The 23,077-nt window shown below is 60.9% G+C and carries 23 protein-coding genes; 12 read left to right on the forward strand and 11 right to left on the reverse strand.

Annotated features, from left to right (window positions below; translation table 11 throughout):
* The first annotated feature begins 202 nt into the window (after window positions 1-202).
* From FGL86_RS12330 to FGL86_RS12345, 4 genes are all read left to right on the forward strand, one after another.
* A complete protein-coding gene (locus tag FGL86_RS12330; RefSeq protein ID WP_147184826.1) occupies window positions 203-925 on the forward strand; it encodes a GntR family transcriptional regulator in 723 nt (240 codons plus the stop codon).
* Window positions 926-1,058: 133 nt separating this feature from the next.
* Window positions 1,059-2,732, forward strand: coding sequence for a carbon starvation CstA family protein (locus FGL86_RS12335; protein ID WP_147184827.1), 1,674 nt, complete (start codon window positions 1,059-1,061; stop codon window positions 2,730-2,732).
* Window positions 2,733-2,748: 16 nt separating this feature from the next.
* Complete coding sequence (locus FGL86_RS12340) at window positions 2,749-3,042, forward strand: cory-CC-star protein (RefSeq protein WP_147184828.1); 294 nt, start codon at window positions 2,749-2,751, stop codon at window positions 3,040-3,042.
* A 149-nt stretch (window positions 3,043-3,191) separates the two neighbouring features.
* Complete coding sequence (locus FGL86_RS12345; RefSeq protein WP_147184829.1) at window positions 3,192-4,199, forward strand: ArsA family ATPase; 1,008 nt, start codon at window positions 3,192-3,194, stop codon at window positions 4,197-4,199.
* Window positions 4,200-4,216: 17 nt separating this feature from the next.
* Here the strand turns inward: FGL86_RS12345 and FGL86_RS12350 are convergent, their stop codons facing one another.
* Genes FGL86_RS12350 through metG form a run of 10 tightly spaced genes read right to left on the reverse strand, consistent with a single transcriptional unit; the run spans window position 4,217 to window position 14,933 of the window.
* On the reverse strand, window positions 4,217-6,151 hold the full coding sequence (locus FGL86_RS12350; protein ID WP_147184830.1) for an aconitate hydratase: 1,935 nt from the start codon (window positions 6,149-6,151) through the stop codon (window positions 4,217-4,219).
* Window positions 6,152-6,209: 58 nt separating this feature from the next.
* Window positions 6,210-6,974 carry a YdcF family protein gene (locus tag FGL86_RS12355; protein WP_147184831.1) on the reverse strand — a complete coding sequence of 255 codons (765 nt, stop codon included), beginning with the start codon at window positions 6,972-6,974 and terminating at the stop codon, window positions 6,210-6,212.
* A complete protein-coding gene (gene nth / locus FGL86_RS12360; RefSeq protein ID WP_147184832.1) occupies window positions 6,971-7,609 on the reverse strand; it encodes an endonuclease III in 639 nt (212 codons plus the stop codon). The genes FGL86_RS12355 and nth overlap by 4 nt, the downstream gene beginning before the upstream one ends.
* Before the next feature lie 8 nt (window positions 7,610-7,617).
* A complete protein-coding gene (locus tag FGL86_RS12365) occupies window positions 7,618-8,313 on the reverse strand; it encodes an electron transport complex subunit E (protein ID WP_147184833.1) in 696 nt (231 codons plus the stop codon).
* Entirely contained in the window at window positions 8,310-8,954 is a 645-nt protein-coding gene (rsxG, locus tag FGL86_RS12370) for an electron transport complex subunit RsxG (protein WP_147184834.1), read from the reverse strand. The genes FGL86_RS12365 and rsxG overlap by 4 nt, the downstream gene beginning before the upstream one ends.
* Window positions 8,951-10,006, reverse strand: a complete 1,056-nt coding sequence (locus tag FGL86_RS12375; RefSeq protein WP_147184835.1) for an RnfABCDGE type electron transport complex subunit D — start codon at window positions 10,004-10,006, stop codon at window positions 8,951-8,953. The genes rsxG and FGL86_RS12375 overlap by 4 nt, the downstream gene beginning before the upstream one ends.
* Entirely contained in the window at window positions 10,003-11,688 is a 1,686-nt protein-coding gene (rsxC, locus tag FGL86_RS12380; RefSeq protein ID WP_147184836.1) for an electron transport complex subunit RsxC, read from the reverse strand. The genes FGL86_RS12375 and rsxC overlap by 4 nt, the downstream gene beginning before the upstream one ends.
* Entirely contained in the window at window positions 11,681-12,289 is a 609-nt protein-coding gene (rsxB, locus tag FGL86_RS12385) for an electron transport complex subunit RsxB (protein WP_147184837.1), read from the reverse strand. The genes rsxC and rsxB overlap by 8 nt, the downstream gene beginning before the upstream one ends.
* 13 nt (window positions 12,290-12,302) lie before the next feature.
* Window positions 12,303-12,884 (reverse strand): electron transport complex subunit RsxA, encoded by a 582-nt coding sequence (gene rsxA, locus FGL86_RS12390; RefSeq protein WP_147184838.1) that lies wholly within the window; start codon window positions 12,882-12,884, stop codon window positions 12,303-12,305.
* A gap of 6 nt (window positions 12,885-12,890) precedes the next feature.
* On the reverse strand, window positions 12,891-14,933 hold the full coding sequence (gene metG / locus FGL86_RS12395; RefSeq protein WP_147184839.1) for a methionine--tRNA ligase: 2,043 nt from the start codon (window positions 14,931-14,933) through the stop codon (window positions 12,891-12,893).
* A gap of 207 nt (window positions 14,934-15,140) precedes the next feature.
* On the opposite strand from metG, the gene FGL86_RS12400 reads away from it, so the two are divergent.
* Complete coding sequence (locus tag FGL86_RS12400) at window positions 15,141-15,662, forward strand: DUF421 domain-containing protein (protein ID WP_147184840.1); 522 nt, start codon at window positions 15,141-15,143, stop codon at window positions 15,660-15,662.
* An 18-nt stretch (window positions 15,663-15,680) separates the two neighbouring features.
* Here the strand turns inward: FGL86_RS12400 and FGL86_RS12405 are convergent, their stop codons facing one another.
* On the reverse strand, window positions 15,681-16,424 hold the full coding sequence (locus FGL86_RS12405) for a hypothetical protein (protein ID WP_147184841.1): 744 nt from the start codon (window positions 16,422-16,424) through the stop codon (window positions 15,681-15,683).
* Between the two features lie 190 nt (window positions 16,425-16,614).
* Here FGL86_RS12405 and FGL86_RS12410 point away from each other — a divergent pair, with 190 nt between their 5' ends.
* The 7 genes from FGL86_RS12410 to FGL86_RS12440 all read left to right on the forward strand — a co-directional run bounded on the left by FGL86_RS12410 (window position 16,615) and on the right by FGL86_RS12440 (window position 23,056).
* Window positions 16,615-17,178 (forward strand): MarR family winged helix-turn-helix transcriptional regulator, encoded by a 564-nt coding sequence (locus tag FGL86_RS12410; RefSeq protein ID WP_147184842.1) that lies wholly within the window; start codon window positions 16,615-16,617, stop codon window positions 17,176-17,178.
* 64 nt (window positions 17,179-17,242) lie between these two features.
* On the forward strand, window positions 17,243-17,521 hold the full coding sequence (locus FGL86_RS12415) for a peptidylprolyl isomerase (RefSeq protein ID WP_147184843.1): 279 nt from the start codon (window positions 17,243-17,245) through the stop codon (window positions 17,519-17,521).
* Between the two features lie 95 nt (window positions 17,522-17,616).
* Window positions 17,617-19,080, forward strand: a complete 1,464-nt coding sequence (locus FGL86_RS12420) for a phospholipase D family protein (protein ID WP_342780037.1) — start codon at window positions 17,617-17,619, stop codon at window positions 19,078-19,080.
* A 73-nt stretch (window positions 19,081-19,153) separates the two neighbouring features.
* A complete protein-coding gene (locus tag FGL86_RS12425; RefSeq protein WP_147184844.1) occupies window positions 19,154-19,360 on the forward strand; it encodes a DUF6494 family protein in 207 nt (68 codons plus the stop codon).
* Window positions 19,361-19,433: 73 nt separating this feature from the next.
* Window positions 19,434-21,350, forward strand: coding sequence for an ABC transporter ATP-binding protein (locus tag FGL86_RS12430; protein ID WP_147184845.1), 1,917 nt, complete (start codon window positions 19,434-19,436; stop codon window positions 21,348-21,350).
* A gap of 18 nt (window positions 21,351-21,368) precedes the next feature.
* A complete protein-coding gene (locus FGL86_RS12435) occupies window positions 21,369-22,298 on the forward strand; it encodes an ABC transporter ATP-binding protein (protein ID WP_147184846.1) in 930 nt (309 codons plus the stop codon).
* Window positions 22,295-23,056, forward strand: coding sequence for an ABC transporter permease (locus tag FGL86_RS12440; protein ID WP_147184847.1), 762 nt, complete (start codon window positions 22,295-22,297; stop codon window positions 23,054-23,056). The genes FGL86_RS12435 and FGL86_RS12440 overlap by 4 nt, the downstream gene beginning before the upstream one ends.
* Window positions 23,057-23,077: the final 21 nt, after the last annotated feature.

Raw genomic sequence — 23,077 nt, forward strand, 5'->3', positions numbered from 1 at the left:
GAAAATCGTTCAATCGTCGTTGGAGTGTACTGTTGATCTTGGCTTCACGCGTTGAACGTTGTTTACAAGTACATGCAGCAATTGACTATTGGGCGCAGCCCTTATCCCTGTATACAACCTTTTGCTAAACGATGGTCAATCGAGTGGTAACATGCGATGGTTGGTCTTATAAAATTCAGCAGGGGGCGTCAAGGACAGGACTATGGACAACGCTTGGCATAACGCCATGTTTACCGAATTCAAGACCGGCGAGCGGATCACGGATCAACACATCGTCGAACAGATTCGCCGGGCGGTATTGATGCAGCGGCTGCCGCCGGCTACTCGCTTGCCGGAAGTGGCGCTGGGCGAGATTTTCGGCGTCAGTCGCTCCGTGGTACGCAAGGCGCTGACGCGACTGGCGGCGGATCATATCGTCGCTCAGCAGCCCAATCAGGTGGCTCGAGTATCCGCTCCCCGAATCGATGAGACCCGAGAAATATTCGCCGCTCGCCGATTGGTGGAGGGAGAAGTGGTAGCACTCCTGACCGGCAACCTGCAGAAAAACCAGGTTCAGACGCTGGCGACCCTGGTCGAGGCGGAGCGCAGTGCCTATCTGCGTGGGGATGAAAGCGAGCGTATCGAGCATTCTCTGGCGATTCATCATTACCTGGCGGATCACTCCCCGAACCGGGTGCTGGGGGCCATGCTGACGGATCTGATTCTGCGCACGTCCATCGTGATCGCGCTCTACAAGTATGCCGGCCTGTCCTCCTGCTATCTGGAAGGCGACCACGACGAATTGCTGGCCTTGCTCAAGCAGGGCTCCGCGGAAGCGGCGCGTTGCCGAGTTCAGCAGCATCTGGACGCCCTGGAAGAACTGCTGGATCTCAAGTCGGAGGACAAGCGTATCGACCTGGCGGCGATCTTCGGGCGGGCGTCTTGATTGAGGGCGAATTTCAGGAAGAGTCGGGTAGGTTGAGAAACGTCCATGCAACGATAAACGATGGTTGAATGGCTTATCCATCGAGAGACTATATTAAATTGACAACAACGAATCCGCTTGAGGACACAATCTAATGAGTGCAATCGTCCTGTTGGCCCTGGGACTCGGCATCATGGCGCTCGGGTACTTCCTGTACTCGAAGTTCATTGCCGAGAGGATTTATCGACTCGACCCGGATTTCAAGACACCGGCTCATGAATTCGAGGATGGCGTCGACTTCGTTCCCACCAATCGCTATGTGCTGTGGGGCCATCATTTCACCTCCGTGGCCGGGGCGGCGCCCATCGTCGGGCCGGCCATCGCGGTGATCTGGGGCTGGCTGCCGGCCTTTCTGTGGGTTGTTTTCGGCACCGTGTTCTTTGCCGGGGTTCACGATACCGGGGCGGTCTGGGCCAGCGTGCGCAACAAGGCGCGCTCCGTCGGCTCGCTCACTGGTGATGTGGTCGGCAAGCGGGCGCGCAGCATCTTCATGATCGTCATCTTCCTGCTATTGCTGATGGTCAACGCGGTGTTCGCGGTGGTGATCGCCGGACTGATGATGAAATTCCCCAGCGCCGTGGTACCGGTGTGGGGCGCGATTCTGGTGGCCCTGGTCATCGGGCAACTGATCTACCGGCGCATCATCAATCTGGCGGTGGTATCGATCATCGGCGTGGTGGCGCTGTATGCGCTGATCTGGGTCGGGCCTTCGGTGCCGATTCAGATGCCGGAGCAGGTAGGAGCGCTTTCCGGCAACGCGGTATGGATTCTGCTGCTGTTCGGCTACGCCGCCATCGCTTCCCTGCTGCCGGTGTGGATGCTGCTGCAGCCCCGGGACTACATCAACGGCCTGCAGCTTTTCATCGGTCTGATCATTTTGTACGGGGCCCTGGTGATGCTCAATCCGTCCTTGGTAGCGCCGATGTACAATACCGACGTGCCGGAGGGCACGCCTTCCATCGTGCCGCTGCTGTTCGTCACCATTGCTTGCGGTGCAATCTCGGGTTTTCATGGTCTGGTAGCTGGCGGCACGACTTCCAAGCAGCTCGACAAGGAAACCGACGCCCGCTTCGTCGGTTACTTCGGCTCCGTGGGCGAGGGCATGCTGGCCCTGGGCGCGATCCTGGCCGCCACCGCGGGCTTCGCCACTTTCGGCGAGTGGAGCGCCATGTACGACGCCTTCGGCAAGGGCGGGGTGAATGCCTTCGTCGAGGGCGGCGCCTATATCATCAGCAACGGCATCGGCCTGCCGGAAACCACCGCCGCCACGCTGCTGACGGTCATGGCGGCGTTGTTCGCCGGCACCACCATGGATACCGGCCTGCGCCTGCAGCGCTATATCTTCCAGGAGTGGGGGGAGATCTATAACCAGCAGTGGATGAAGAAGCCTTCCATAGCCACGCTGCTGGCAGTGGGGTCCTGCCTGGTGCTGGCCTTCGGCGCCGGGGCGGACGGCTCCGGCGGTCTGATCATCTGGCCCTTGTTCGGCACCACCAACCAACTGCTGGCGGGATTGACCCTGCTGGTGGTCACGGTGATGCTGGTGCGCTTGGGGCGGCCCATGTGGTACACCCTGGCGCCGCTGCTGTTCCTGCTGGTCATGACGGTGCTGGCCCTGTTCGCCCAGTTGAAAAGCTTTTATGAGGCGGAAAACTACTTCCTGCTGGGGCTGGATATCGTGGTGCTGATCGCCTCGATCCTCGTGGCAATGGAATGCGCCGCAGCGCTCAAGCGCGTGCGTCAGGAGAAAGCTCAAGCCCCATCCTGACAGGAGGAGGTCGCCCATGAGCGCCGATCACGAATCCCGCCGGCGGGAAAGACTCAAGGCCTGGCTCAGCCGGGCCCGTTTTTACGCCGAGGAGTTCTACAGCGCCCCTTATCGTGGCGCCATCGCTCGCGCCAAGCGAGACGAAGACGACCTGTTCATGCTGATGGTGTTCTCGGAACTGATGGGGGTTCCCAACCCGGTGGCCTATTACACCCTGGAGCTGCAGCCACTGATGCTGGAGCGCTTCCACGACTGGCATAAACGCATGGGGATGGAGCATTCGCCCTTGGATGACTTCCGTTGCTGTTGAAAACTACTGCGCTCGACATCTTGACCGCCGGCGGTGCTCGTAATCCTCATTTACACTTGTAAACTCCGGTTACTGTGCTCCGGCGGCGATCAACCTGTCTTCGCTCGCTACGTTTTCAATTTAATAGCTTATTTTCAATAGCTGCTTTTATGAAAAAATTACTTGATCGCCGTCTGCTCTGGGTAGGCGGCAAGGGTGGCGTGGGCAAGACCAGCATGGCGGCGGCGCTCGCTGTGCTGGCGGCGGGTCGTGGTCGCCGGGTGTTGGTGGTGTCCACGGACCCGGCCCATAGTCTGGGGGATGTCTTCGACCGGGAGCTGAGCGGCAGGCCGCGTCGGCTTCTGCCCAATCTGGACGCCCTGGAAATCGATCCGGATGCGGAGGTGGAGGCGCACCTGCAACGAGTGATCAGTCAGATGCGCCGTTTCACGGTGCCGCGCATGATGGACGAGATGGAACGTCAGATGCGCCTTTCCCGCCAGTCTCCCGGCACTCAGGAAGCGGCGCTTCTCGAGCGCATTGCCCGGCTGGCGACGCAGGAGAGCGATACCTACGATCTGATCGTCTTCGATACCGCCCCCACCGGCCATACCCTGCGCCTTTTGAGCCTGCCGGAAGCCATGGCCGCCTGGACGGAAGGCCTGCTTTCCCATAGTCGCAAGTCCGAGGAACTGGGCAAGGTGTTGCAGCATTTGACGCCGAAAAGCGGGCGGGATCTGGACTCTCCTTTTGCGGATCCTCAGCAAGACGCCAACAGCGATCTGGACGAACGCACCCGCTCCATCGCCGAGACCCTGCTGGCCCGGCGCCGGCTGTTTCTGCAGGCCCGCCGCGCCGTGGAAGATAGCGCGACGAGCAACTTCCTGTTTGTGCTGACCCCGGAACGACTGCCGATCCTGGAAACCGTTCGCTCGGTAAAAGCCTTGAAAGAGGCGGGTATTCCGGTGGCGGCGACCTTGGTCAACCGGGTGATTCCCGAAGAGGCGGATGGCGACTTTCTGCGCCGCCGCCGGGAACAGGAAGCGGAATACCTCGCCCGTATCGACCGGGAGCTGAAGGACTATCCGCGCCCCCGACTGCCCATGCTCGTCACGGATATTCAAGGCCTGGAAATCCTCGAGCAACTGGCGGAACGGTTGGAAGAAGCGGGGTTTTGAAAGTCAGCGTCAAGCCGTCAGGCCGCTTCCTTGTTGTTTCGCATCCAGTTGATCAGCCCGCCGGCGAGCAGCACCTCGAGCTGGCGCGGGCTCAGGCCGTGCTTCAGGTCGATCTCGCCGTGCTCGCCCTTGGCCTTGAGCGTATCTTGCTGCAGGGCGTCGTGCAGGCCTTCGAAGCTCAGGGACTGTCCCGCCTCCAGCTTGTCGTAGTCGTCTTCGCTGGCGAAGGTCAGCGGCAGCACGCCGAAGTTGATCAGGTTCTGCCAGTGGATGCGCGCGAAGCTCTTAGCGATCACGATGCGCAATCCCAGGTAGCGCGGGGCGATGGCGGCGTGTTCCCGGCTCGAGCCCTGGCCGTAGTTATCACCGGCGACAACGATATGATCGCCCTTGTCCTTGGCCTTCTTGACGTAGTCCTCGTCCACCCCGCGAAAGACGAAATCCGCGATCTTGGGGATATTGCTACGATAGGGCAGCACCTCGCTGCCTGCGGGCATGATCTCGTCCGTGGAGACGTCGTCCTCGGCCTTCACCAGGATGGGCAGTTCCAGGTTGTCGTCGAGGGGCTCGAATTCCGGCAGCGACTCGATGTTGGGCCCCTTGATCAGCTTGACCTTCCTGGCTTCCTCCTCCTTCAGGGGAGCGAAGAGGTTCTGGGTGTTGATGATCGGCGAATCCGGCTCCTCGATCCTGGGATAGTCGAAATCCAGATCCCGCGGATCGGTGATCTCGCCCCGTAACGCTGAGGCGGTGGCGGTTTCCGGGCTGCACAGAAAGACCCGATCTTCCCGGGTGCCGGAGCGGCCTGGAAAGTTGCGCGGGGTGGTACGCAGGCTGTTGGTGTCATTGGCCGGCGCCTGGCCCATGCCGATGCAGCCGTTGCAGCCGGCCTGGTGCAGCCGCGCCCCGGCGGCAAGCAGGCTGGCCACGTGGCCGTCCCGCACCAGGGTCTCGAGGATAGAGCGGGAGGTGGGATTGACGTCGAAGGAAACCCAGTCATGGATCTGTCGACCCTTGACCATGGCCGCGGCGATGGCGAAATCCCGGTAGCCCGGATTCGCGGAGGAGCCGATATAGGCCTGGGAGAGCGGCTCCCCGGCGACTTCTCTCACCGGCACCACATTACCCGGGCTGGAGGGCTTGGCGATCAGCGGCTCGACGTTCGCCAGGTCGATGGTCTCGTGGACATCGTAGTCAGCGCCTTCGTCCGCCTTGAGCTCTTGCCAGTCGTCCGCGCGGCCCACCGCGGTCAGGAAGCGCTTCACCGCTTCGTCAGAAGGAAAGACGCTTGAGGTGGCGCCGAGCTCTGCCCCCATGTTGGCGATCACGTGACGATCCATGGCGGAAAGCGACTCGAGCCCCGGACCGTAGTATTCGATGATGCGTCCGGTACCGCCATCGACCCCGTGACGCCGCAGCATTTCCAGGATGACATCCTTGGCGCTGACCCAGTCCTTGAGCTTGTTGGTCAGCTTGACGCCCCAGATTTCCGGCATCTTGAGATGAAAGGGTTCCCCGGCCATGGCCATGGCCACGTCGATGCCGCCGGCGCCGATGGCCAGCATGCCCATGGAACCCGCCGCCGGGGTATGGCTGTCCGAGCCCAGCAGAGTCTTGCCGGGCTTGCTGAAATGCTGCTGATGAGTCGGATGACTGACTCCGTTACCGGCTCGGGAAAACCACACGCCGAGTCGTGCCGCGGAGCTCTGCAGGAAAAGATGATCGTCCGGGTTCTTGTTGTCTCCCTGGATCAGGTTGTGATCTACGTACTGGGCGGAAAGCTCGGTCTTGACCCGCTCGAGGCCCATGGCCTCCAGTTCCAGCATTACCATGGTGCCGGTGGCATCCTGGGTAAGGGTCTGGTCGATGGTAATGGCGATGGGTTCCCCGGGTTTCATCTCGCCTTCCACCAGATGGGCCTCGATCAGTTTCTGAGCGACGTTCCTGGCCATGCTAAGGCTCCTTGCGGTTTCGTTGCTATTGGAACTCCCTTCCTCGTAGTGTAGTCACTCAGCCGGTTCTTGTGTTTTCATCCATCCGATGACGCAGCCGGTAATAGCCGCGACCCAGCCATTCATGCAGGGAGATGGAACTGCTGCGTAGATAGTAGGCGCGAGGTACCCAGCCGGCGATGCCGGAAGGCGGCGGGCTGGCGAACTCCGTGGGGGCGGGAATCACCTTTAGTCCGACCTGCGTGAATTCCGGTATTGCGCGAGGCAAATGCCAGGCTTGGGAAACCAGAGCGATAGTTCCGATATCCGCCCGGTCGAGAATCTTTGCGCTGTAGGTGGCATTTTCCGCAGTGGTGCGGCTTTCGGATTCCCGCCATTTCACCGGGATATTGAATACTTGCTCCAGAGCGTTGGCCATCAATTCCGCCTCCGGGCGCTCGTATTGCTGATCCGCTCCGCCGGTCACCAGAATGGGTAAACCGGTATCCCGATAAAGCTTGGCGCCATAAACCAGCCGCCGCCAGGTGGCATTATTGGGGGCATCCCCCCAATCGAATTCCGGCGCGGACACGTCTCGACCGCCACCGAGGATCACGATGGCTTGCGCCTTGGCGAGTTCTTCTTGGCTGGGTGGTTGCGGCGGCTCCAGACTCTGGCGTAGCCAGTAGCTGGTCCAGGGCAATGCCAATACCAATAGGCTCAGGGTACTCAGCACTATCGCCAGGCCGCTGAGAGTCGGAAAGCGTCGCCATAGCAGAATGCCCGCCAGGATCAGCAGGATATTGATCTGGGGCGGCAGCAGCAGGTATTTCAAAAAGCTCATGAGATTTCCGTCTTGTCCGGAAACTCGCACAGATCCTCGATCACGCAGCTGCCGCAGCGTGGCTTTCGAGCCACGCAGGTATAGCGGCCGTGCAGGATCAGCCAGTGGTGGGCATCCTGACGAAACGCCTTGGGCACATGGCGCAGCAGTTTCTTCTCCACTTCCAGCACGTTCTTGCCCGGGGCGATGCGGGTACGGTTGCACACGCGGAAAATATGCGTATCCACGGCGATGGTGGGCTGACCGAAGGCGGTATTGAGAATCACGCTGGCGGTCTTGCGGCCCACCCCGGGGAGCGATTCCAGGGCCTGCCGGGTTTCCGGCACCTCGCCGTTGTACTCGTCCACAAGGATACGGCAGGTCTTCATCAGGTTCTGGGCCTTGGTGTTGTAAAGGCCGATGGTCTTGATGTGTTCCTTGAGTTTGTCGATACCCAGGTCGAGAATCCCTTGCGGCGTATTGGCTACCGGGAATAGCCGGGCGGTGGCCTTGTTGACGCTCACATCCGTGGCCTGGGCGGAAAGCAGCACCGAGACCAGCAGTTCGAAGGGCGATCCCCAGATCAGCTCCGTGGTGGGCTCCGGCAAGGCAGCCTGGAGTCTGGCGAAGATTTCGTGGCGTTTTTCTGCGTTCATGGCATTCCTTACTTGATGATCCCGGTGACGCGCACCCGGCGGCTTTCCTTGGCGGTCACCGGCTGGCGGCGTTTTTCGAGACGATCGTCGATCAGGTTCTTGGCGGCGATCAGCAGGCCGGTAGCGAAAAAGGCGCCAGGCGGCAGCACCAGAAACAGAAAATCGTAATTCGCGAAAACCTCGATTCGCCAGCCCTGGGCCATGGGGCCGAACAGTAGCTGCATATCCCCGAACAAGGTGCCTTGGCCGAAGAGTTCCCGCAGGGCACCGAGCAGCAGCAGTACCAGGGCGAAACCCAGGCCCATCATCAGGCCATCCGTGGCGGCGGGCAGCAGTGGGTTTTTCGAGGCGAAGGTTTCCGCCCGGCCGAGAATCGCGCAGTTGGTGACGATCAACGGGATAAAGATGCCCAGGATGCCATGCAGCGTGAAGGCGTAGGCCTGCATCAAGAGGTCAGCGCAGGTGACGAAGGCGGCGATGATCAGCACGAAGGCGGGCAGGCGCAGGGTGGTGGAGACATGATGGCGAATCAGCGACACGCTGACATTCGAACCCACCATGACCAGCAGGGTGGCCAGTCCCAGGCCCAGGGCGTTGACCACGCTGGAGCTTACCGCCAGCAGCGGGCACAGGCCCAGAAGCTGCACCAGCGCCGGGTTGTTGTTCCAGAGCCCGTTGCGGGTCAATTCGTTGAACTGGCTCATGATGAATTTCCCGTCGAAGGCAGCAGTTTATCCCGATGGGCAGCGAAGTATTCAAGGCTGCGTTTGACCGCGCCGATCACCGCCCGGGGGGTGATGGTGGCCCCGGTGAAAGCATCGAATGCGCCGCCGTTCTTGGCGACTCCCCATCGTTGCGCCGGCGGATCGTCCAGGGACTTGCTTTTGAAACCGGTGATCCAGTCGCTCTTGCGCCGCTCGATCTTGTCCCCCAGACCGGGCGTCTCCTGATGGCGGGTGACTCTCACGCCGCTGATCCGGCCTTGGCCGTCGATGCCCACCAGCAGGTGAATCGCGCCGCTGTAGCCGTCCGGCGCGATCACCGGCAGGATCACCGCGGCGTCATCATCCTGGCGAATCCGCCAGGCGGTAAAGGCGCTATTCTGGCCGAGTTCAGGGCTGGCGGGTAGGCGAAAAGCGCCTTCCAGCAGTTCATGGATCGGCACCTCTTGCAGCGTATCCGGCAATACTTCTCCCAGAAGCTGATACTGGCTGGCAAGGCGATTCTCCGCGATGCGCTCCGCGGTCAGCGCCCGGGTGGCGGCGACGATGCCCACGGTGACCAAGGCGAAGAGGGCAAGACTGAAGGCGCCGCGAGCCATGGCCTGACAGACGGTGCGGTTCATTGCCGCTCCTCCCTGTCATCCAACTGCTTGACCTTGATACCTCTAGCGGGCCTGGCATGGCCCAGGGTGCGGGGCCGGGTGTAGTAATCGATGAAAGGCACGGCGAAATTCATCAAGAGTACCGCGAAGGCCACCCCATCTGGATAGGCGCCGAATTCCCGCATCAGCATGATTAGCAGACCGATAGCAGCGGCGTAGTACAGCTTGCCCTTGCGGCTGGTGGCGGCGCTGACCGGGTCCGTGGCGATAAAAAAGGCGCCGAAAATCGCCGCGCCGCCCAGCAGGTGAAAGCTTGGCCCGGCGTGCTGGCTGGGGTCGACGGCGTAGGCCAAGGTGGCGAACAGCCCCAGGCTTCCCAGCAGTGCGACGGGGATATGCCAACTGATGATGCGCAGGTAAAGCAGCATCGCACCGCCGACGAGCCAGGCCAGGGCCACGGCTTGCCAGGCGCTCGATGTTCCCTGAGGTAAGGGCTGGCTTGCCCAGAACTCGCTGGCAAGCCAAGCCTCCGGCTTGTGCTTGAAGGCATCCAGAGGCGTGGCGCCGCTGATGGCATCCAGATGATCGACGTCGGTCGGACCAAGGAAGCGCATCAGGCTATCGCCCAGGGAAAGCGCCTCGGGACCGAATAGCCCTTGGGGAGCCAGCCACTGGGTCATCTGTACTGGAAAGGAAATCAACAACAGGGCATAGCCCACCATGGCCGGATTGAACGGGTTCTGGCCCAGGCCGCCGTAGAGCTGCTTGGCGACGATGATGGCGGCGACCATGCCTACCAGAATCAGCCACCAGCTCGAGCCCGGGGGCAGCGATGCCCCCAGCAGCACGCCGGTCACCAGGGCGCTGCTGTCCTGCAAGGTCGGCTTTAACGAGCGTCGACGCAATTTCAGCACCAAGGCTTCTAGGCTGGCACCGAGAGCAGCGGCGAAAAGTACGTTGGTCAAGACGCCCCAGCCGAAATGCCAGGTGAGAGCGGCGATGCCCGGCAGGGTGGCGATCAGTACCCAGGCCATGACCTGGCCGGTGGAGCGGGGAGGAGCGAGCCGCTTCATGAAGCGGACTCCCGAGCCGCTTCCATGCGTGCCTGAATCGCCTGCAGGTTTTCCCGGGCGGTGGCCAGCTGTATCTCGAGATCCTCCAGATTGCCGTCGCCGCTTTCCCCCGCCCGGGCCAGGGCCTTCTCCGCCTTGCGCAGCGCCGCCTTGGCGGCAGCCTGGGCGATGCGCAGGGTCTTGATATCTTCGAGGCCACTCGCCGTTTCGTTTTTGTCGCTCTGCTTGGCGATCCTTGATGTCGCCTTGGCTCGCGCCGCCCGTTTGGCGGCTTTTTCCTGGGCTTCCCGTTCCAGACGTGCCTGGCGTAGCTCGAAGCGGTGGCGGGCATGTTCCGCCCGGCGGGTCTCGAGGATTTGGGCGCGAATAGCGCCCTTGGCGGCCCGGTAATACTGCACCAGGGGAATGTGGCTGGGGCAGACGTAATCGCAGGCGCCGCATTCGATGCAGTCGAACAGGTGAAAGAGCTCCGCCTTGTCATGCTCCCGAGCCTTGGCGAACCAGTAAAGCTGCTGGGGCAGCAGCGCCACCGGACAGGCGGCTTCGCAGGCGCCGCAGCGAATGCAGGGCTGCTCCGGTGTCGGGGGCGGTAGTTCCCGGGCGCTGGCGGCGATCAGGCAGTTGGTGGCCTTGACCAAAGGGAGATCGAGGCTTGCCAGCTCGAAACCCATCATTGGCCCGCCCATGATCAGGCGGCTAAGCTGCGTGGTATCGAGCCCAGCAAAGGTCAGCAGTTCCGCCATCGAGGTGCCCAAGCGCGCTTCCACGTTGCCCGGTCGCGCCAGCGCCTCCCCGGTCAGGGTCGTGATCCGCGAGACCAGCGGCCGGCCCTCCCGCACCGCCCGCAGCGCCGCCAGCAGCGTGCCTGGGTTGTGGCACAGCACACCGATATCCGCCGGCAGGCCGCCGCTGGGCACCTCTCGATCGAGCAGCCGCTTGATCAGCTGTTTCTCACCGCCGCTGGGATAGCGGGTGGCAATCACCTTGAGTTCGATGGGCAGGTCGCCCCGGCGATCCGCCAGCGCGACCTCGAGCGCTTCGATGGCGGCGGGCTTGTTGTCTTCGATGCCCACCAGGATACGCTCCGCGCCGCAAAGCCGGGCCAGCAGTTCGGCGCCTTCCAGCACATCGCCGGCGTAAGTGCGCAGGGTCAAATCGTCCGCGGTGATATAGGGCTCGCACTCCGCGGCGTTGACGATCAGGGTCTCGATAACGTGATGCTCGCCGACCCGTGCCTTGATCTGGGTGGGAAAACCGGCGCCCCCCAGGCCTACCACTCCGGAGCGTGCCAGACGTTCGATCAGGTCATCACGACTCGATTGGTGCCAGTCCAGCGGCGACAGGGTTTCCCATTCATCCGTGACGCCGTCGCCTTCGATTATGATGCAGGGGGCCATGCCTTGAGACGGATGAGGCACGGGACGCTCCTCGATGGCAACCACTTCGCCGGTGATGCTGGCGTGCAGGTCCGCGGAGATCAGCCCGACGGCGCTGGCGATCACTTGCCCGGTCTTGACCATATCGCCGACCTTGACCCAGGGCTGCGCCGGTTGGCCGATATGCTGCGCCAGCGGCAGCACAACCCGCCTGGGCAGCGGCGCCTGAATCAGCGGCGTCTGGTTGGAAAGCGTCTTGTGCTGGGGAGGGTGCACGCCACCGGGAAAGTCGAAGGCCTTAGCCATGGGCAAGACTCCTGCGATCCGAGGCGATCAACTGGCTGGCAGGGACATGGCTCGGACCCGGCGGCAGCGGCCATCGCCACTCATGGGCGTCCGAGCGGGGCAGCATGTCGATGCAGTCCACCGGGCAGGGCTCCACGCAGAGATCGCAGCCGGTGCACTCGGATTCGATCACCGTGTGCATGTGCTTCGCCGCGCCGAGAATCGCATCTACCGGGCAGGCCTGAATGCACTTGGTGCAGCCGATGCATTCTTCCTCGCGAATAAAGGCCACCTCGGGTATATCCTGGGCTTCCCCATCCAGGGGCTTGACCTCGCGGCCCAGCAGATCCGCCAGGGCGACAATGGTACTCTCGCCCCCGGGCGGGCACTTGTTGATCTCATCCCCTTCGCTGATGGCCTGGGCATAGGGGCGGCAGCCGGGATAGCCGCATTGCCCGCACTGGGTCTGGGGCAGCAGGGCGTCGATCTTCTCCACCACCGGGTCGCCTTCTACCTTGAAGCGCTCCCCGGCGAAGCCCAGCAGGGCGCCGAAGATCAGCGCCAGGGCCAGCATGGCCAGGATGGCAACAAATATACCGTTATCTTGGATCAATTCCAGCATGGTTTATTGTCACTTAGCCTTGCACGAGCCCCGTAAAGCCCATGAAGGCCAGCGACATCAGACTTGCGGTGATCATTGCGATGGCGGCGCCGCGAAAGGGCTTGGGGACGTCTGCCACCGCCAGGCGCTCCCGCAGAGCGGCAAACAGCACCAGCACCAGAGAAAACCCCAGCGCCGCGCCGAAGCCATATAACGCAGCTTCCATGAAACTCGACTGACGATTGAGGGAAAGCAGTGCCACCCCCAGCACCGCGCAGTTGGTGGTAATCAAGGGCAGAAAGATGCCCAGCACCTGATGCAGCAGCGGGCTGGTCTTCCTGACCATCAACTCCGTGAACTGCACCACCACCGCGATCACCAGGATAAAAGCGATGGTGCGCAGGTATTCGAGCCCCAGAGGGGCCAGCAGGTAATGAAAGATCAGGTAGCTGGCCACGCAGGAAAGCGTCAGCACGAAGGTGGTGGCAAGCGACATGCCCATGGCGGATTCCAGCTTGTTGGACACGCCCATGAAGGGGCACAGCCCAAGAAACTGCACCAGCACAAAGTTGTTGACCAGGGCGGTGCTGACCAGAATCAGCAGATAGTCGCTCATGGCTGATCAAGTGACCCGCTGGCCCGGTTTGGCGCCGGAGTGGGGCTCCAGCAGATAGATGCTGTCCTCGTCGCCGGCGGCCAGTACCATGCCTTCGGAGACGCCGAATCGCATCTTGCGTGGGGCCAGATTGGCCACCATCACCGTCAGCATGCCTTCTAACGCCTCCGGGGCATAGGCGGAACGAATGCCGGAGAATACGGTACGGGTTTCGCTCCCCAGGTCCAGGGTCAGCTTCAGAAGCTTGTCCGCGCCTTCGACATATTCCGCCTTGGCGATGCGCACGATGCGCAGATCGATCTTGGCAAAGTCGTCGAAAGCAATTTGGGGGGCGACAGGACTGTCCGCCAGCGGCCCCTTGGGGGTTTCCTTGAGTTTCTTCTCTTCCACCAGATCCTCCTTCGACGCCTCGATCATTGCGTCGATACGCTCTCGTTCCACTCGGGTCATCAGCGGCTTGAACTTGTCGATCTCGTGACCGATCAGGAGTTCGTGGCGGCTGTGCCAGTCCAGGCTGTCGAGCTTGAGAAAGGCCTGGGCTTCCGCCGCCATCTTCGGTACCACCGGGGCCAGATAGACCATCAGCTGACGAAACAGGTTGATGCCCACGGAGCAGATCTCCAGCACCTCCTGCTCGCGACCCTCCTGCTTGGCCAGCACCCAGGGCTCCGCATCGGCGATGTAGGTGTTGGCCGCGTCCGCCAGCTCCATGATCCTGCGCATGGCCCGGGCGAATTCCCGAGACTCGTAATCTTCGGCGATGGCGTCGCCGGCAGCGATAAAGCGTGCCACCAGGGCAGGCTCCGCGCAGTGTTCCGACAGCTTGGCGTCGCCGAACTTCTTGACGAAGCCGGCGCAGCGGCTGGCGATGTTGACCACCTTGCCCACCAAGTCCGCGTTGACTCGATAGGCGAAGTCCTCGAGGTTCAGATCGAGATCGTCGACGCCGGCGGTCAGCTTGGCGGCGAAGTAGTAACGCAAGTATTCCGGGTTCAGATGTTGTGCGTAGGTGCTCGCCTTGATGAAGGTGCCCCGGGACTTGGACATCTTGGCGCCGTTGACGGTGACGAAGCCGTGACAGAAGACGCCGCTCGGCGTGCGCAAATTGGCGCCCTTGAGCATCGCCGGCCAGAACAGCGCATGGAAGTAGACGATATCCTTGCCGATGAAGTGATAGACCTCCGCCTCAGAATCCGGGTTCCAGTAGGCGTCGAAGTCCAGGCCTTCCCGGTCGCAGAGGTTCTGGAAGCTGGCCAGGTAGCCGATGGGGGCGTCCAGCCAGACATAGAAGTACTTACCCGGGGCGTCGGGAATCTCGAAGCCGAAGTAGGGCGCGTCTCGAGAGATGTCCCATTCGTTGAGACCGATCTCGAACCACTCCTGCAGCTTGTTGGCGATCTGTTCCTGAACGTGACCGCCCACCAGCCAGCCCTTGAGAAAGCGCTCGAAGTCCTGCAGCTTGAAGAAGTAATGAACCGAACTCCTGACTTCCGGGGTAGCGCCGGAAATCGCCGAAACCGGATCGATCAGTTCCGCCGGGGTATAGGTGGCGCTGCAGACCTCGCAGTTGTCGCCGTACTGGTCATCCGCCCCGCAGCGCGGACAAGTGCCCTTGATGAAGCGATCCGCCAAGAACAGGCCCTTGACCGGATCGTACATCTGTTCGATTTCCCGGGTGGCGATATGACCCGCATCCCGCAGACGGGTATAGATCCGCTCGCTGTGCAGGCGGTTTTCCTGGGAATGGGTGGAGTGGTAGTTGTCGAACCCGACCTGAAAGCGCGCGAAATCTTCCTGGTGCTCCCGGGATACTCGTTCGATCAGCGCCTCCGGTGAAATGCCTTCCTGCTCCGCCCGCAGCATGATGGCGGTACCGTGAGCGTCGTCGGCGCAGACATAATAACATTCATGGCCGCGGCTCTTCTGGAAGCGCACCCAGATATCCGTCTGAATGTACTCCAGCAGATGACCGAGATGAATGGAGCCATTGGCATAGGGCAGGGCACTGGTGACCAGGATCTTGCGTGGGTCGCGAGGGGTTTTCGACATAGCGGCGCTTGGATTCCTGTAACGTGGGACGAGCAGCGTAATGGCCCGAACAGGCAGGCGGCCGCTCGTATAAGTCAAAACAAGCTCTGAATTGTAGCATTTTCCGCCGCGACTGCGATTGGTGTCCGCTGCCTGCTTGGCGCAAGATGAAAGGCCGCAAGGCGCAATGACCGAGTACTTTCCAGCCATGCGACAAGGAGTGTGATCATGGAGCAGGTTTTTTTCGACAGCGGGCAGGCGCTCTTGCGAGTCGCGGTGTCCGCGGTACTGGCGTATATCACCCTGGTGGTTTTCCTGCGGATTTCCGGGCGGCGTACCCTATCGAAGATGAACGCCTTCGATCTGGTGGTGACGGTGGCGCTAGGCTCCATCCTGGCCACCATCATACTCAGCAAGGATGTCACTCTCGCTCAGGGAGGCCTGGCCCTGGCCGCGCTGATCGGCATGCAGTTCGTGCTGACCTGGACCAGCGTGCGAGTTCCCTGGGTGCGAAAGCTGGTAACGGGAGAGCCGGCGCTACTTCTTTATCAAGGAACCATCTTGCCGGAAGCGCTGCGCAAGGCCCGGGTCACGGAGGACGAGCTATACGCGGCGGTGCGCGAGGCGGGGGAAGACGATTTGAAGGATCTTCGCGCGGTGGTGCTGGAAACCGACGGCGAGTTCAGTGTCCTGACCCAAGGCAAGGTACCCGAGCTGTCCAGCCTGAAGGGCATGGACAGCGCCGATTAAGCAATTTCTGTCATCGATTCACGGGCTTTCATCGGCTAGCCGGTAAGGCAGCGATAGATCCCCGGAGGCGACATCGTAGACTTCATAGATACCCAGCATCGGTCGACTGTCGTCGGACGTGTTGACCTCCAGATAGGCGGTGACCGCATCGAAAGAGAAGTCGCGAGCATTCCGCACCCGCCAGGAGGGCACCAGTATCCTCAGGGTATCGCCCTGCAGCACCACGCTCAGCCCCGGTGAGTCCAGATAGAGCGGCATGCCGGGATTAGTCGGCGGCAGCGTCGCCTGCTCACCATTGGCGATCTCGCGGACCGCCAGTCCGCCGGGTACGCGCTCGTCCTCGACCAGTACCACCCAGTGACTATGGAAGACCCTGCCATCGTTGTCATAGCTGCCGTCGCCTTGCTCGTCCCATAACGGGGTATCGTCGAAGTCCGGGTGCGATGTCGCCACCAGGGTCAGAATGCCTTCGACATCGCCGAAGCCGACCACTGATGGGGGCAGAGTGGTGGGAAAGGCATAGGTGAGAACCGGGGCGCCATCCATCTGTCCCCTGGCATCCGGCACCGTGGCGCCGGCTTGCCCTGCTACCTGCTGTTCGAAGACCAGCATGTTGAACTCGGCGACATAACGTCCTTTCACATCAGCGATTGATAAATCGTCATTTTTGGCCAAGGGCGTGATGGCCTCGTCCGCCAGGGCCGCACCAACGACCAATAGTCCACCCAGCAGGCTTGCGGAGAATAGGGGTAACGTGCGCATGATCGATTCCTCCCGTGATCCATTCGTCAAGGAGAACGCCAGCGGAAAGACCGAGATGGGCGGGCGACGATCTGACGACCTGGAGTCTTGTTGGCTTAATCATTCATTATGTATCGAGTCGATACATAGTAAGCATTAGGCTGCTTTCCGGTGCTTGTCAAGCCATGCATCGAGTCAATACACTGTCTTCATGAACTTTGCCGCTACCCTTCTCGAACGTCTCGCCGCCTTGATCCACCAATCGGTACGCGATGACGCCGCTCGCCATGGCCTGTTGCCGATCCAACTGCAGGTGTTGGCCTATCTGGCCCAGGCCAATCATTACAGCGATATCCCCATTGCTGTGGCTGAATATTTTGGCGTGACTCGCGGCACCGTCTCGCAAACTCTCGGCGTGTTGGAGCGACGAGGACTGGTCGCCAAGCGGCCGGACAGCAAGCATGGCAAGCGTATTCACCTTCATCTGACCGAAGCCGGCCGGGCTCTGCTAAAGGATAGCTGGGCGAATCGTCTGGCCCGGGCGCTGGAGGAAGCGCCGGGAGTCGTGGAAGAAACCCTGGAAGAAGGACTGCGTGGCTTTTTGGTAGCCTTGCAGCGTCAGAACCATCATCGAGCGTTTAACGTCTGCAAGCATTGCGTGCATTTTCTCGAGGAGGCCGAGGGTTATCGCTGTGGCCTGACGAAGGAGCCGCTCGCGGCGGAGCAGACCCTGAAGATCTGCCGGGAATGGACGCCGCCGGGAGATAAGGCTTGAGACACACAGCCAACATCCCATGCTAAGCTTGCGGTTTTCTCGACACAGCTAACCGGAGAACACCATGACCCAAGCCAGCGCGCGCCATATTCTGGTCGACGATGAAGCCAAGTGTGAAGAGCTGAAAAAGGAAATCGAAGGCGGACGCGATTTCGCCGAGGTGGCCAAGGAGCATTCCAACTGCCCCTCCGGTCGGCAGGGTGGCGATCTGGGAACTTTTGGGCCGGGGCAAATGGTGCCGGAATTCGACAAGGTAGTGTTCAGCGGTGACCTGAACAAGGTGCATGGCCCGGTAAAAACCCAGTTCGGCTATCACCTGCTGGAAATCACCCACCGCAGCTGATATTCGACGTGAATCGGTGAGAAGCGAAACCGCATGGAGCTGTTATCCGTGCGGTTTTGTCGTTTTGACAAAAACGAGAATCAAGCGGAAAAGCGGTGAGTAAAGCAACATGGAAAAGCTGGTGGGGTAGATCGATGGGCTGGAAAGGGCTACTGCTGTTACTGGTGATTGTCTATCTCGCCATGGCATTCTGGCAGCGCTATAAGCCCTTGCCGGAGGGTATCGGCATGGCAAGCCCCTTGTATCCAGCCACGAATCTGGCCTTTCTCGCGGATGAAACCTACCTGGATGCTCAAGGGAATCGCCAGAGCGATCAGGCAATCTTCGATGAAGTGCTGCGTTTGATCGGTCAGGCCGAGCGTCTGATCGTGCTGGACATGTTCCTGTTCAACGCTTTCAAGGGGGAAGCGGAAGGCCACTATCGACCACTCTCACACCAGCTGACCCAGGCGCTGATCGAGCGCAAGCAGGCGATGCCGGAGATCGAGGCGGTGGTAATCAGCGATCCGCTGAATACGCTCTATGGCGGCCTTGCGTCCGCGCATTTTCAGGCGCTGCGCGAGGCGGGCGTAAAAGTCATCATGACCGACCTGACCGAGCAGCGGGCGTCGAATCCGGCCTGGTCCGGCCTCTGGTATCTTTGCTGTCGCTGGTTGGGCAATAGCGCCGAAGACGGTTGGCTCCCCAACCTGTTGGGGTCGGGGCGGGTGACCCTGCGCAGCTACCTGGCACTGCTCAATTTCAATGCCAATCACCGCAAGACGCTGGTGGTGGATGAAGGCCAGTATTGGACGGGGATGGTGACCTCCGCCAATCCCCACGATGCCAGTAGCTGGCACGATAACGTGGCGCTGCGTTTTTCCGGGCCGGCGGTGGGCGACCTGCTGAAAAGCGAGCGGGCGGTGGCCGACTATTCCGGCGGGGCCGTCGATTTTCCTCGTCTGAATTTTGCGGTACCGGAGGAAGCCGGCGAGGCGCGTCTCCAGATCCTGACGGAAGGCGGAATAGGTGATGCGCTGCTCGAGACGCTGAACGAGAGCAAGGCCGGGGACAAGATCGATATCGCCGTCTTCTACCTGGCTCATCGCGAGATCATGACCGCCCTGATCGCGGCGCATCGCCGTGGCGTCGAGCTACGGGTGCTGCTCGATCCCAATCGGGATGCCTTCGGCATCAAGAAGAACGGCATTCCCAATCGTCAGGCCGGCTGGGAGCTGCACCGCGCCGGTGTGCCGCTGCGCTGGTGCGATACCCACGGCGAACAGTGCCACAGCAAGATGCTGCTGTATCAGCCAGACTCAGGACCTGTCGAACTGATCCTGGGCTCCGCGAACTACACCCGGCGCAATCTTGACGATCTCAACCTGGAAACCAGCGTGCAGCTGGTAGCGCCACGCGAGACGCCGGCAACCCGGCAGGCGTTGGCGCTATTCGAACGTCAATGGAACAACCCGGACGGACGTCGTTACAGCCTGGATTACGCGACGTTCGCCGACCCCTCCCGGTGGCGTTACTGGCAATACCGGCTGATGGAGGCAACGGGGCTTTCCACCTTTTGATGCCAGGCGACAAAGTGGTTGCTTGAGGGTAGGCTATCAAGACTTTCCAGTAGTGTTATTCAAGGAGTCTTACATGAATGAAGAAACCTTCAACGTCAGCATCCGCAAGTTCCTTAAAAAGGTTGGTATCAGCTCTCAGCGTGAAATCGAGCAGGCGGTGAACAAGGCCATCGAGGAAGGCAAGCTCGAGGGAACCGAGACCCTGCCGGCGCGCATGACCCTGATGGTGGGAGATCTCAACATAAAGATCGATTTCGACGGCACGATAGAGCTCGAATAATCTTTCAGGTTAGGTTCATCTGAGCTGTTACGGATGCTATCCGTCGATAATTCATTTTCTTCCGCGAGACCTCATGTTTCGTTTCTTCGAAACCCTGATTGATCCTTATCCGCAAGCCACGCCGGAGACTCCGCCGCGTGGCTTGCTCGCGTTTCTGCATCACTATTCGAAGCCGCTGATACCGCTGCTGATCCTCATGTCACTGCTCACGGCGGTAATCTCGATTATCGAGGTGCTTTTCTTCTCCTTCATGGGGGATCTGGTGGACTGGCTGAGTGAAGCGGAGCGAACCGGATTTCTCGCCGAGTATGGCTGGCGACTGGCGGGCATGGCGGCCCTGGCGCTGGTGCTGTATCCGGTGCTGGTACTGGTGAGATCCCTGGTCACCCATCAGAGCATCTTCGGCAATTACCCGATGCTGGTGCGCTGGCTGGCGCATCGTTATCTGCTCGAACAAAGCCTGACGTTCTTTCAGGACGAGTTTGCCGGGCGGGTATCCCAGAAGGTCATGCAGACTGCCTTGGCCATCCGTGAGACGGTGATGAAGCTGATGGACGTCTTCGTCTACGTGGCGGTCTATTTCACCGGTGCCCTGTGGCTGATGGGCAATAGCGAACCCTGGCTGATGGCGCCGCTTATCGTATGGCTGGCGGGCTATATCGGCCTGATGCGCTATTTCGTACCCCGGCTGCAGCGCATTTCCAAGGCCCAGGCGGACGCCCGGGCGGAAATGACCGGGCGCGTCGTCGACAGCTACACCAATATCCAGACCATCAAGCTGTTCGCCCATACCCGCCGCGAGCAGGACTACGCCTTCGAGTCCATGGATGGCTTCATGCAGACTGTACATCGTCAGATGCGTCTGGTGACGCAACTGACGGTTTGCTTGCAGTCCCTCAACTCCCTGCTGTTGGTGGTCATGGCGGGCATCGCCGTGCTGGCCTGGCATCAGTCGTTGATTTCCCTGGGGGCAATCGCCGTGGCTATCGGCCTGGTGATGCGCCTGCGCATGATGTCCGACTGGATTCTCTGGGAAGTGGCGGGGCTGTTCGAGAACCTGGGCACCGTGCAGGACGGTATCAATACCATCGCCAACCCGCAGCAGGTCGGCGATGCGCCGGATGCCAGGCAGCTCGACGCGAGCCGCGGCGAAATCCGTTTCGAGCATGTGCATTTCGGCTACGAGAGTTCAAAGGAGGCTGCGGCTCGCGTCTTCGACGACTTGAACCTGACGCTTCGTCCCGGCGAGAGAATCGGCCTGATCGGCCGCTCCGGGGCGGGCAAGTCGACCCTGACCAATCTGTTGCTGCGTTTTCACGATCTCGAAGGCGGTCGCATCCTGATCGACGATCAGGATATCGCGCGGGTGACTCAGGCCTCCCTGCGCCGACAGATCGGTATGGTCACTCAGGATACGGCGCTGCTGCATCGCTCGATTCGTGACAATATTGCTTACGGCAAACCCTGGGCCAGTGAAGCCGAAATCCGCGAAGCGGCCAGGCGTGCCCACGCGCTGGAGTTCATCGAGGAAGCCGTCGACGCCAAGGGCCGTCGTGGCTTCGATGCCCATGTGGGCGAGCGCGGGGTGAAACTCTCCGGCGGACAGCGTCAGCGTATTGCCATCGCCCGGGTGCTGCTCAAGGACGCGCCGATCCTGATACTGGACGAGGCGACCTCGGCGCTGGATTCGGAGGTGGAAGCGGCCATTCAGGAGCAGCTTTACACTCTGATGGAGAACAAGACGGTGATTGCCATCGCCCACCGGCTTTCCACCATCGCCATGCTCGATCGCCTGGTGGTCATGGACCGCGGGCGGATCAAGGAGACCGGCACCCATGCGGAACTGCTGACGCTCGATGGACTCTACGCGATGCTGTGGCGACGCCAGTCCGGCGGGTTCTTGGGTGAAGAGTCTCAGGAAGAAAAGTCTCAAGATGGAAAATCTCAGGACGAAGTGCAACGCACATCCAGCACGCTTTTTTTCCTTTAAATGAACAAGAGGGATGCTATGCAGCCGGCCATTCGTGTCGCGGCACTATCCAAAACCTACGATTCCGGCTTTCAGGCGTTGAAGAACGTCGATCTCGACGTGCGTTCCGGTGAAATCTTTGCGCTGCTCGGGCCCAACGGGGCGGGCAAGACCACCTTGATCAGCATCATCTGCGGCCTGGTCAACCCGACTTCCGGCCAGGTATGGGCGGATGGTTACGATATCGAGAAGGATTACCGGGCGGCGCGTTCGCGAATCGGCCTGGTGCCCCAGGAATTGACCAGCGAAGCCTTCGAGACAGTCTGGGCCACGGTGAACTTCAGCCGCGGTCTGTTCGGCAAGCCGCCGAATCCTGCTTATCTCGAGAAGGTGCTCAAGTCCCTGGCGCTGTGGGACAAGCGCAACAATAAGCTGATCACCCTGTCCGGCGGCATGAAGCGCCGGGTGCTGATCGCCAAGGCGCTGTCCCATGAGCCACGGATCCTGTTTCTCGACGAACCCACTGCCGGGGTGGATGTGGAGCTGCGCCGGGAAATGTGGGACGTGGTGCGACGGCTGCGGGAAGATGGCGTCACCATCATCCTTACCACCCACTATATCGAGGAAGCCGAGGAAATGGCGGATCGCATCGGCGTGATTCGCAACGGCGAGATCATCCTGGTCCGGGAAAAACATGAGCTGATGCGCCAGCTTGGCCGCAAGCAGCTGACCCTGCATCTGCCGGAACCCCTGGAATATATCCCGGACGCTCTGGATAGACATGAACTGGAGCTTGGCGATGGCGGCTTAGCGCTGATCTACACCTACGATGCCACGAGCCATCAGCGTACCGGCATCACCCGCTTGCTGGCAGACGTGCGGGAAGCAGGTATCCAGTTCAAGGACCTGCATACGGAACAGAGTTCCCTGGAAGATATTTTCGTCAGTTTGGTCAAGGAGCCTTCATGAACCTGCGCGCGGTTCACGCCATCTACCGTTTCGAAATGGGTCGCACGATGCGTACCCTGCTGCAGAGCATCGTCTCACCAGTGATTTCCACCTCGCTTTACTTCGTGGTATTCGGCTCGGCGATCGGCTCGCGTATTACCGAGGTCGAAGGGGTCAGCTACGGCGCCTTCATCGTGCCGGGTCTGATCATGCTGATGCTGTTGACCCAGAGCGTGTCCAACGCCTCTTTCGGCATCTTTTTTCCACGCTTTTCCGGCACCATTTACGAACTGCTTTCCGCCCCGGTGTCCTATTTCGAGATCGTGATGGGCTATGTGGGCGCCGCCGCCAGCAAGTCCATCGTGCTAGGCTTGATCATCCTCGGCACCGCGAATTTCTTCGTGCCGCTTTCCATCGCCCATCCGCTGTGGATGCTGCTCTTTCTGGTGCTGACGGCACTGACCTTCAGCCTGCTGGGGTTCATCATCGGCATCTGGGCGGAAGGCTTCGACAAGCTCCAGGTGGTGCCCTTACTGGTGATCACGCCGCTGACCTTTCTCGGTGGAACCTTCTATTCCATCGACATGCTGCCGCCTTTCTGGCAAACCGTCACGCTATTCAATCCGGTGGTCTATCTGGTCAGCGGCTTTCGCTGGAGTTTCTATGGCATCAGCGACGTCAGTCTCTGGGCGAGCGTCGGCATGGTACTGCTGTTCATGGCCTTGAGCCTTGTCATCGTCGCCTGGATCTTTAAAACGGGCTATCGGCTCAAGCCCTGAACCATGAACCCAAGACGCGAC

The organism is Pistricoccus aurantiacus, assembly GCF_007954585.1.
Lineage (GTDB): Bacteria > Pseudomonadota > Gammaproteobacteria > Pseudomonadales > Halomonadaceae > Pistricoccus > Pistricoccus aurantiacus.

What these genes read in the sequence shown, in the direction of transcription:
- FGL86_RS12330 (WP_147184826.1), top strand. Translation starts at nt 203, where the DNA reads ATGGACAACGCTTGGCATAACGCCATGTTTACCGAATTCAAGACCGGC.
- FGL86_RS12335 (WP_147184827.1), top strand. Translation starts at nt 1,059, where the DNA reads ATGAGTGCAATCGTCCTGTTGGCCCTGGGACTCGGCATCATGGCGCTC.
- FGL86_RS12340 (WP_147184828.1), top strand. Translation starts at nt 2,749, where the DNA reads ATGAGCGCCGATCACGAATCCCGCCGGCGGGAAAGACTCAAGGCCTGG.
- FGL86_RS12345 (WP_147184829.1), top strand. Translation starts at nt 3,192, where the DNA reads ATGAAAAAATTACTTGATCGCCGTCTGCTCTGGGTAGGCGGCAAGGGT.
- FGL86_RS12350 (WP_147184830.1), bottom strand. Translation starts at nt 6,151, where the DNA reads ATGGCCAGGAACGTCGCTCAGAAACTGATCGAGGCCCATCTGGTGGAA.
- FGL86_RS12355 (WP_147184831.1), bottom strand. Translation starts at nt 6,974, where the DNA reads ATGAGCTTTTTGAAATACCTGCTGCTGCCGCCCCAGATCAATATCCTG.
- nth (WP_147184832.1), bottom strand. Translation starts at nt 7,609, where the DNA reads ATGAACGCAGAAAAACGCCACGAAATCTTCGCCAGACTCCAGGCTGCC.
- FGL86_RS12365 (WP_147184833.1), bottom strand. Translation starts at nt 8,313, where the DNA reads ATGAGCCAGTTCAACGAATTGACCCGCAACGGGCTCTGGAACAACAAC.
- rsxG (WP_147184834.1), bottom strand. Translation starts at nt 8,954, where the DNA reads ATGAACCGCACCGTCTGTCAGGCCATGGCTCGCGGCGCCTTCAGTCTT.
- FGL86_RS12375 (WP_147184835.1), bottom strand. Translation starts at nt 10,006, where the DNA reads ATGAAGCGGCTCGCTCCTCCCCGCTCCACCGGCCAGGTCATGGCCTGG.
- rsxC (WP_147184836.1), bottom strand. Translation starts at nt 11,688, where the DNA reads ATGGCTAAGGCCTTCGACTTTCCCGGTGGCGTGCACCCTCCCCAGCAC.
- rsxB (WP_147184837.1), bottom strand. Translation starts at nt 12,289, where the DNA reads ATGCTGGAATTGATCCAAGATAACGGTATATTTGTTGCCATCCTGGCC.
- rsxA (WP_147184838.1), bottom strand. Translation starts at nt 12,884, where the DNA reads ATGAGCGACTATCTGCTGATTCTGGTCAGCACCGCCCTGGTCAACAAC.
- metG (WP_147184839.1), bottom strand. Translation starts at nt 14,933, where the DNA reads ATGTCGAAAACCCCTCGCGACCCACGCAAGATCCTGGTCACCAGTGCC.
- FGL86_RS12400 (WP_147184840.1), top strand. Translation starts at nt 15,141, where the DNA reads ATGGAGCAGGTTTTTTTCGACAGCGGGCAGGCGCTCTTGCGAGTCGCG.
- FGL86_RS12405 (WP_147184841.1), bottom strand. Translation starts at nt 16,424, where the DNA reads ATGCGCACGTTACCCCTATTCTCCGCAAGCCTGCTGGGTGGACTATTG.
- FGL86_RS12410 (WP_147184842.1), top strand. Translation starts at nt 16,615, where the DNA reads ATGAACTTTGCCGCTACCCTTCTCGAACGTCTCGCCGCCTTGATCCAC.
- FGL86_RS12415 (WP_147184843.1), top strand. Translation starts at nt 17,243, where the DNA reads ATGACCCAAGCCAGCGCGCGCCATATTCTGGTCGACGATGAAGCCAAG.
- FGL86_RS12425 (WP_147184844.1), top strand. Translation starts at nt 19,154, where the DNA reads ATGAATGAAGAAACCTTCAACGTCAGCATCCGCAAGTTCCTTAAAAAG.
- FGL86_RS12430 (WP_147184845.1), top strand. Translation starts at nt 19,434, where the DNA reads ATGTTTCGTTTCTTCGAAACCCTGATTGATCCTTATCCGCAAGCCACG.
- FGL86_RS12435 (WP_147184846.1), top strand. Translation starts at nt 21,369, where the DNA reads ATGCAGCCGGCCATTCGTGTCGCGGCACTATCCAAAACCTACGATTCC.
- FGL86_RS12440 (WP_147184847.1), top strand. Translation starts at nt 22,295, where the DNA reads ATGAACCTGCGCGCGGTTCACGCCATCTACCGTTTCGAAATGGGTCGC.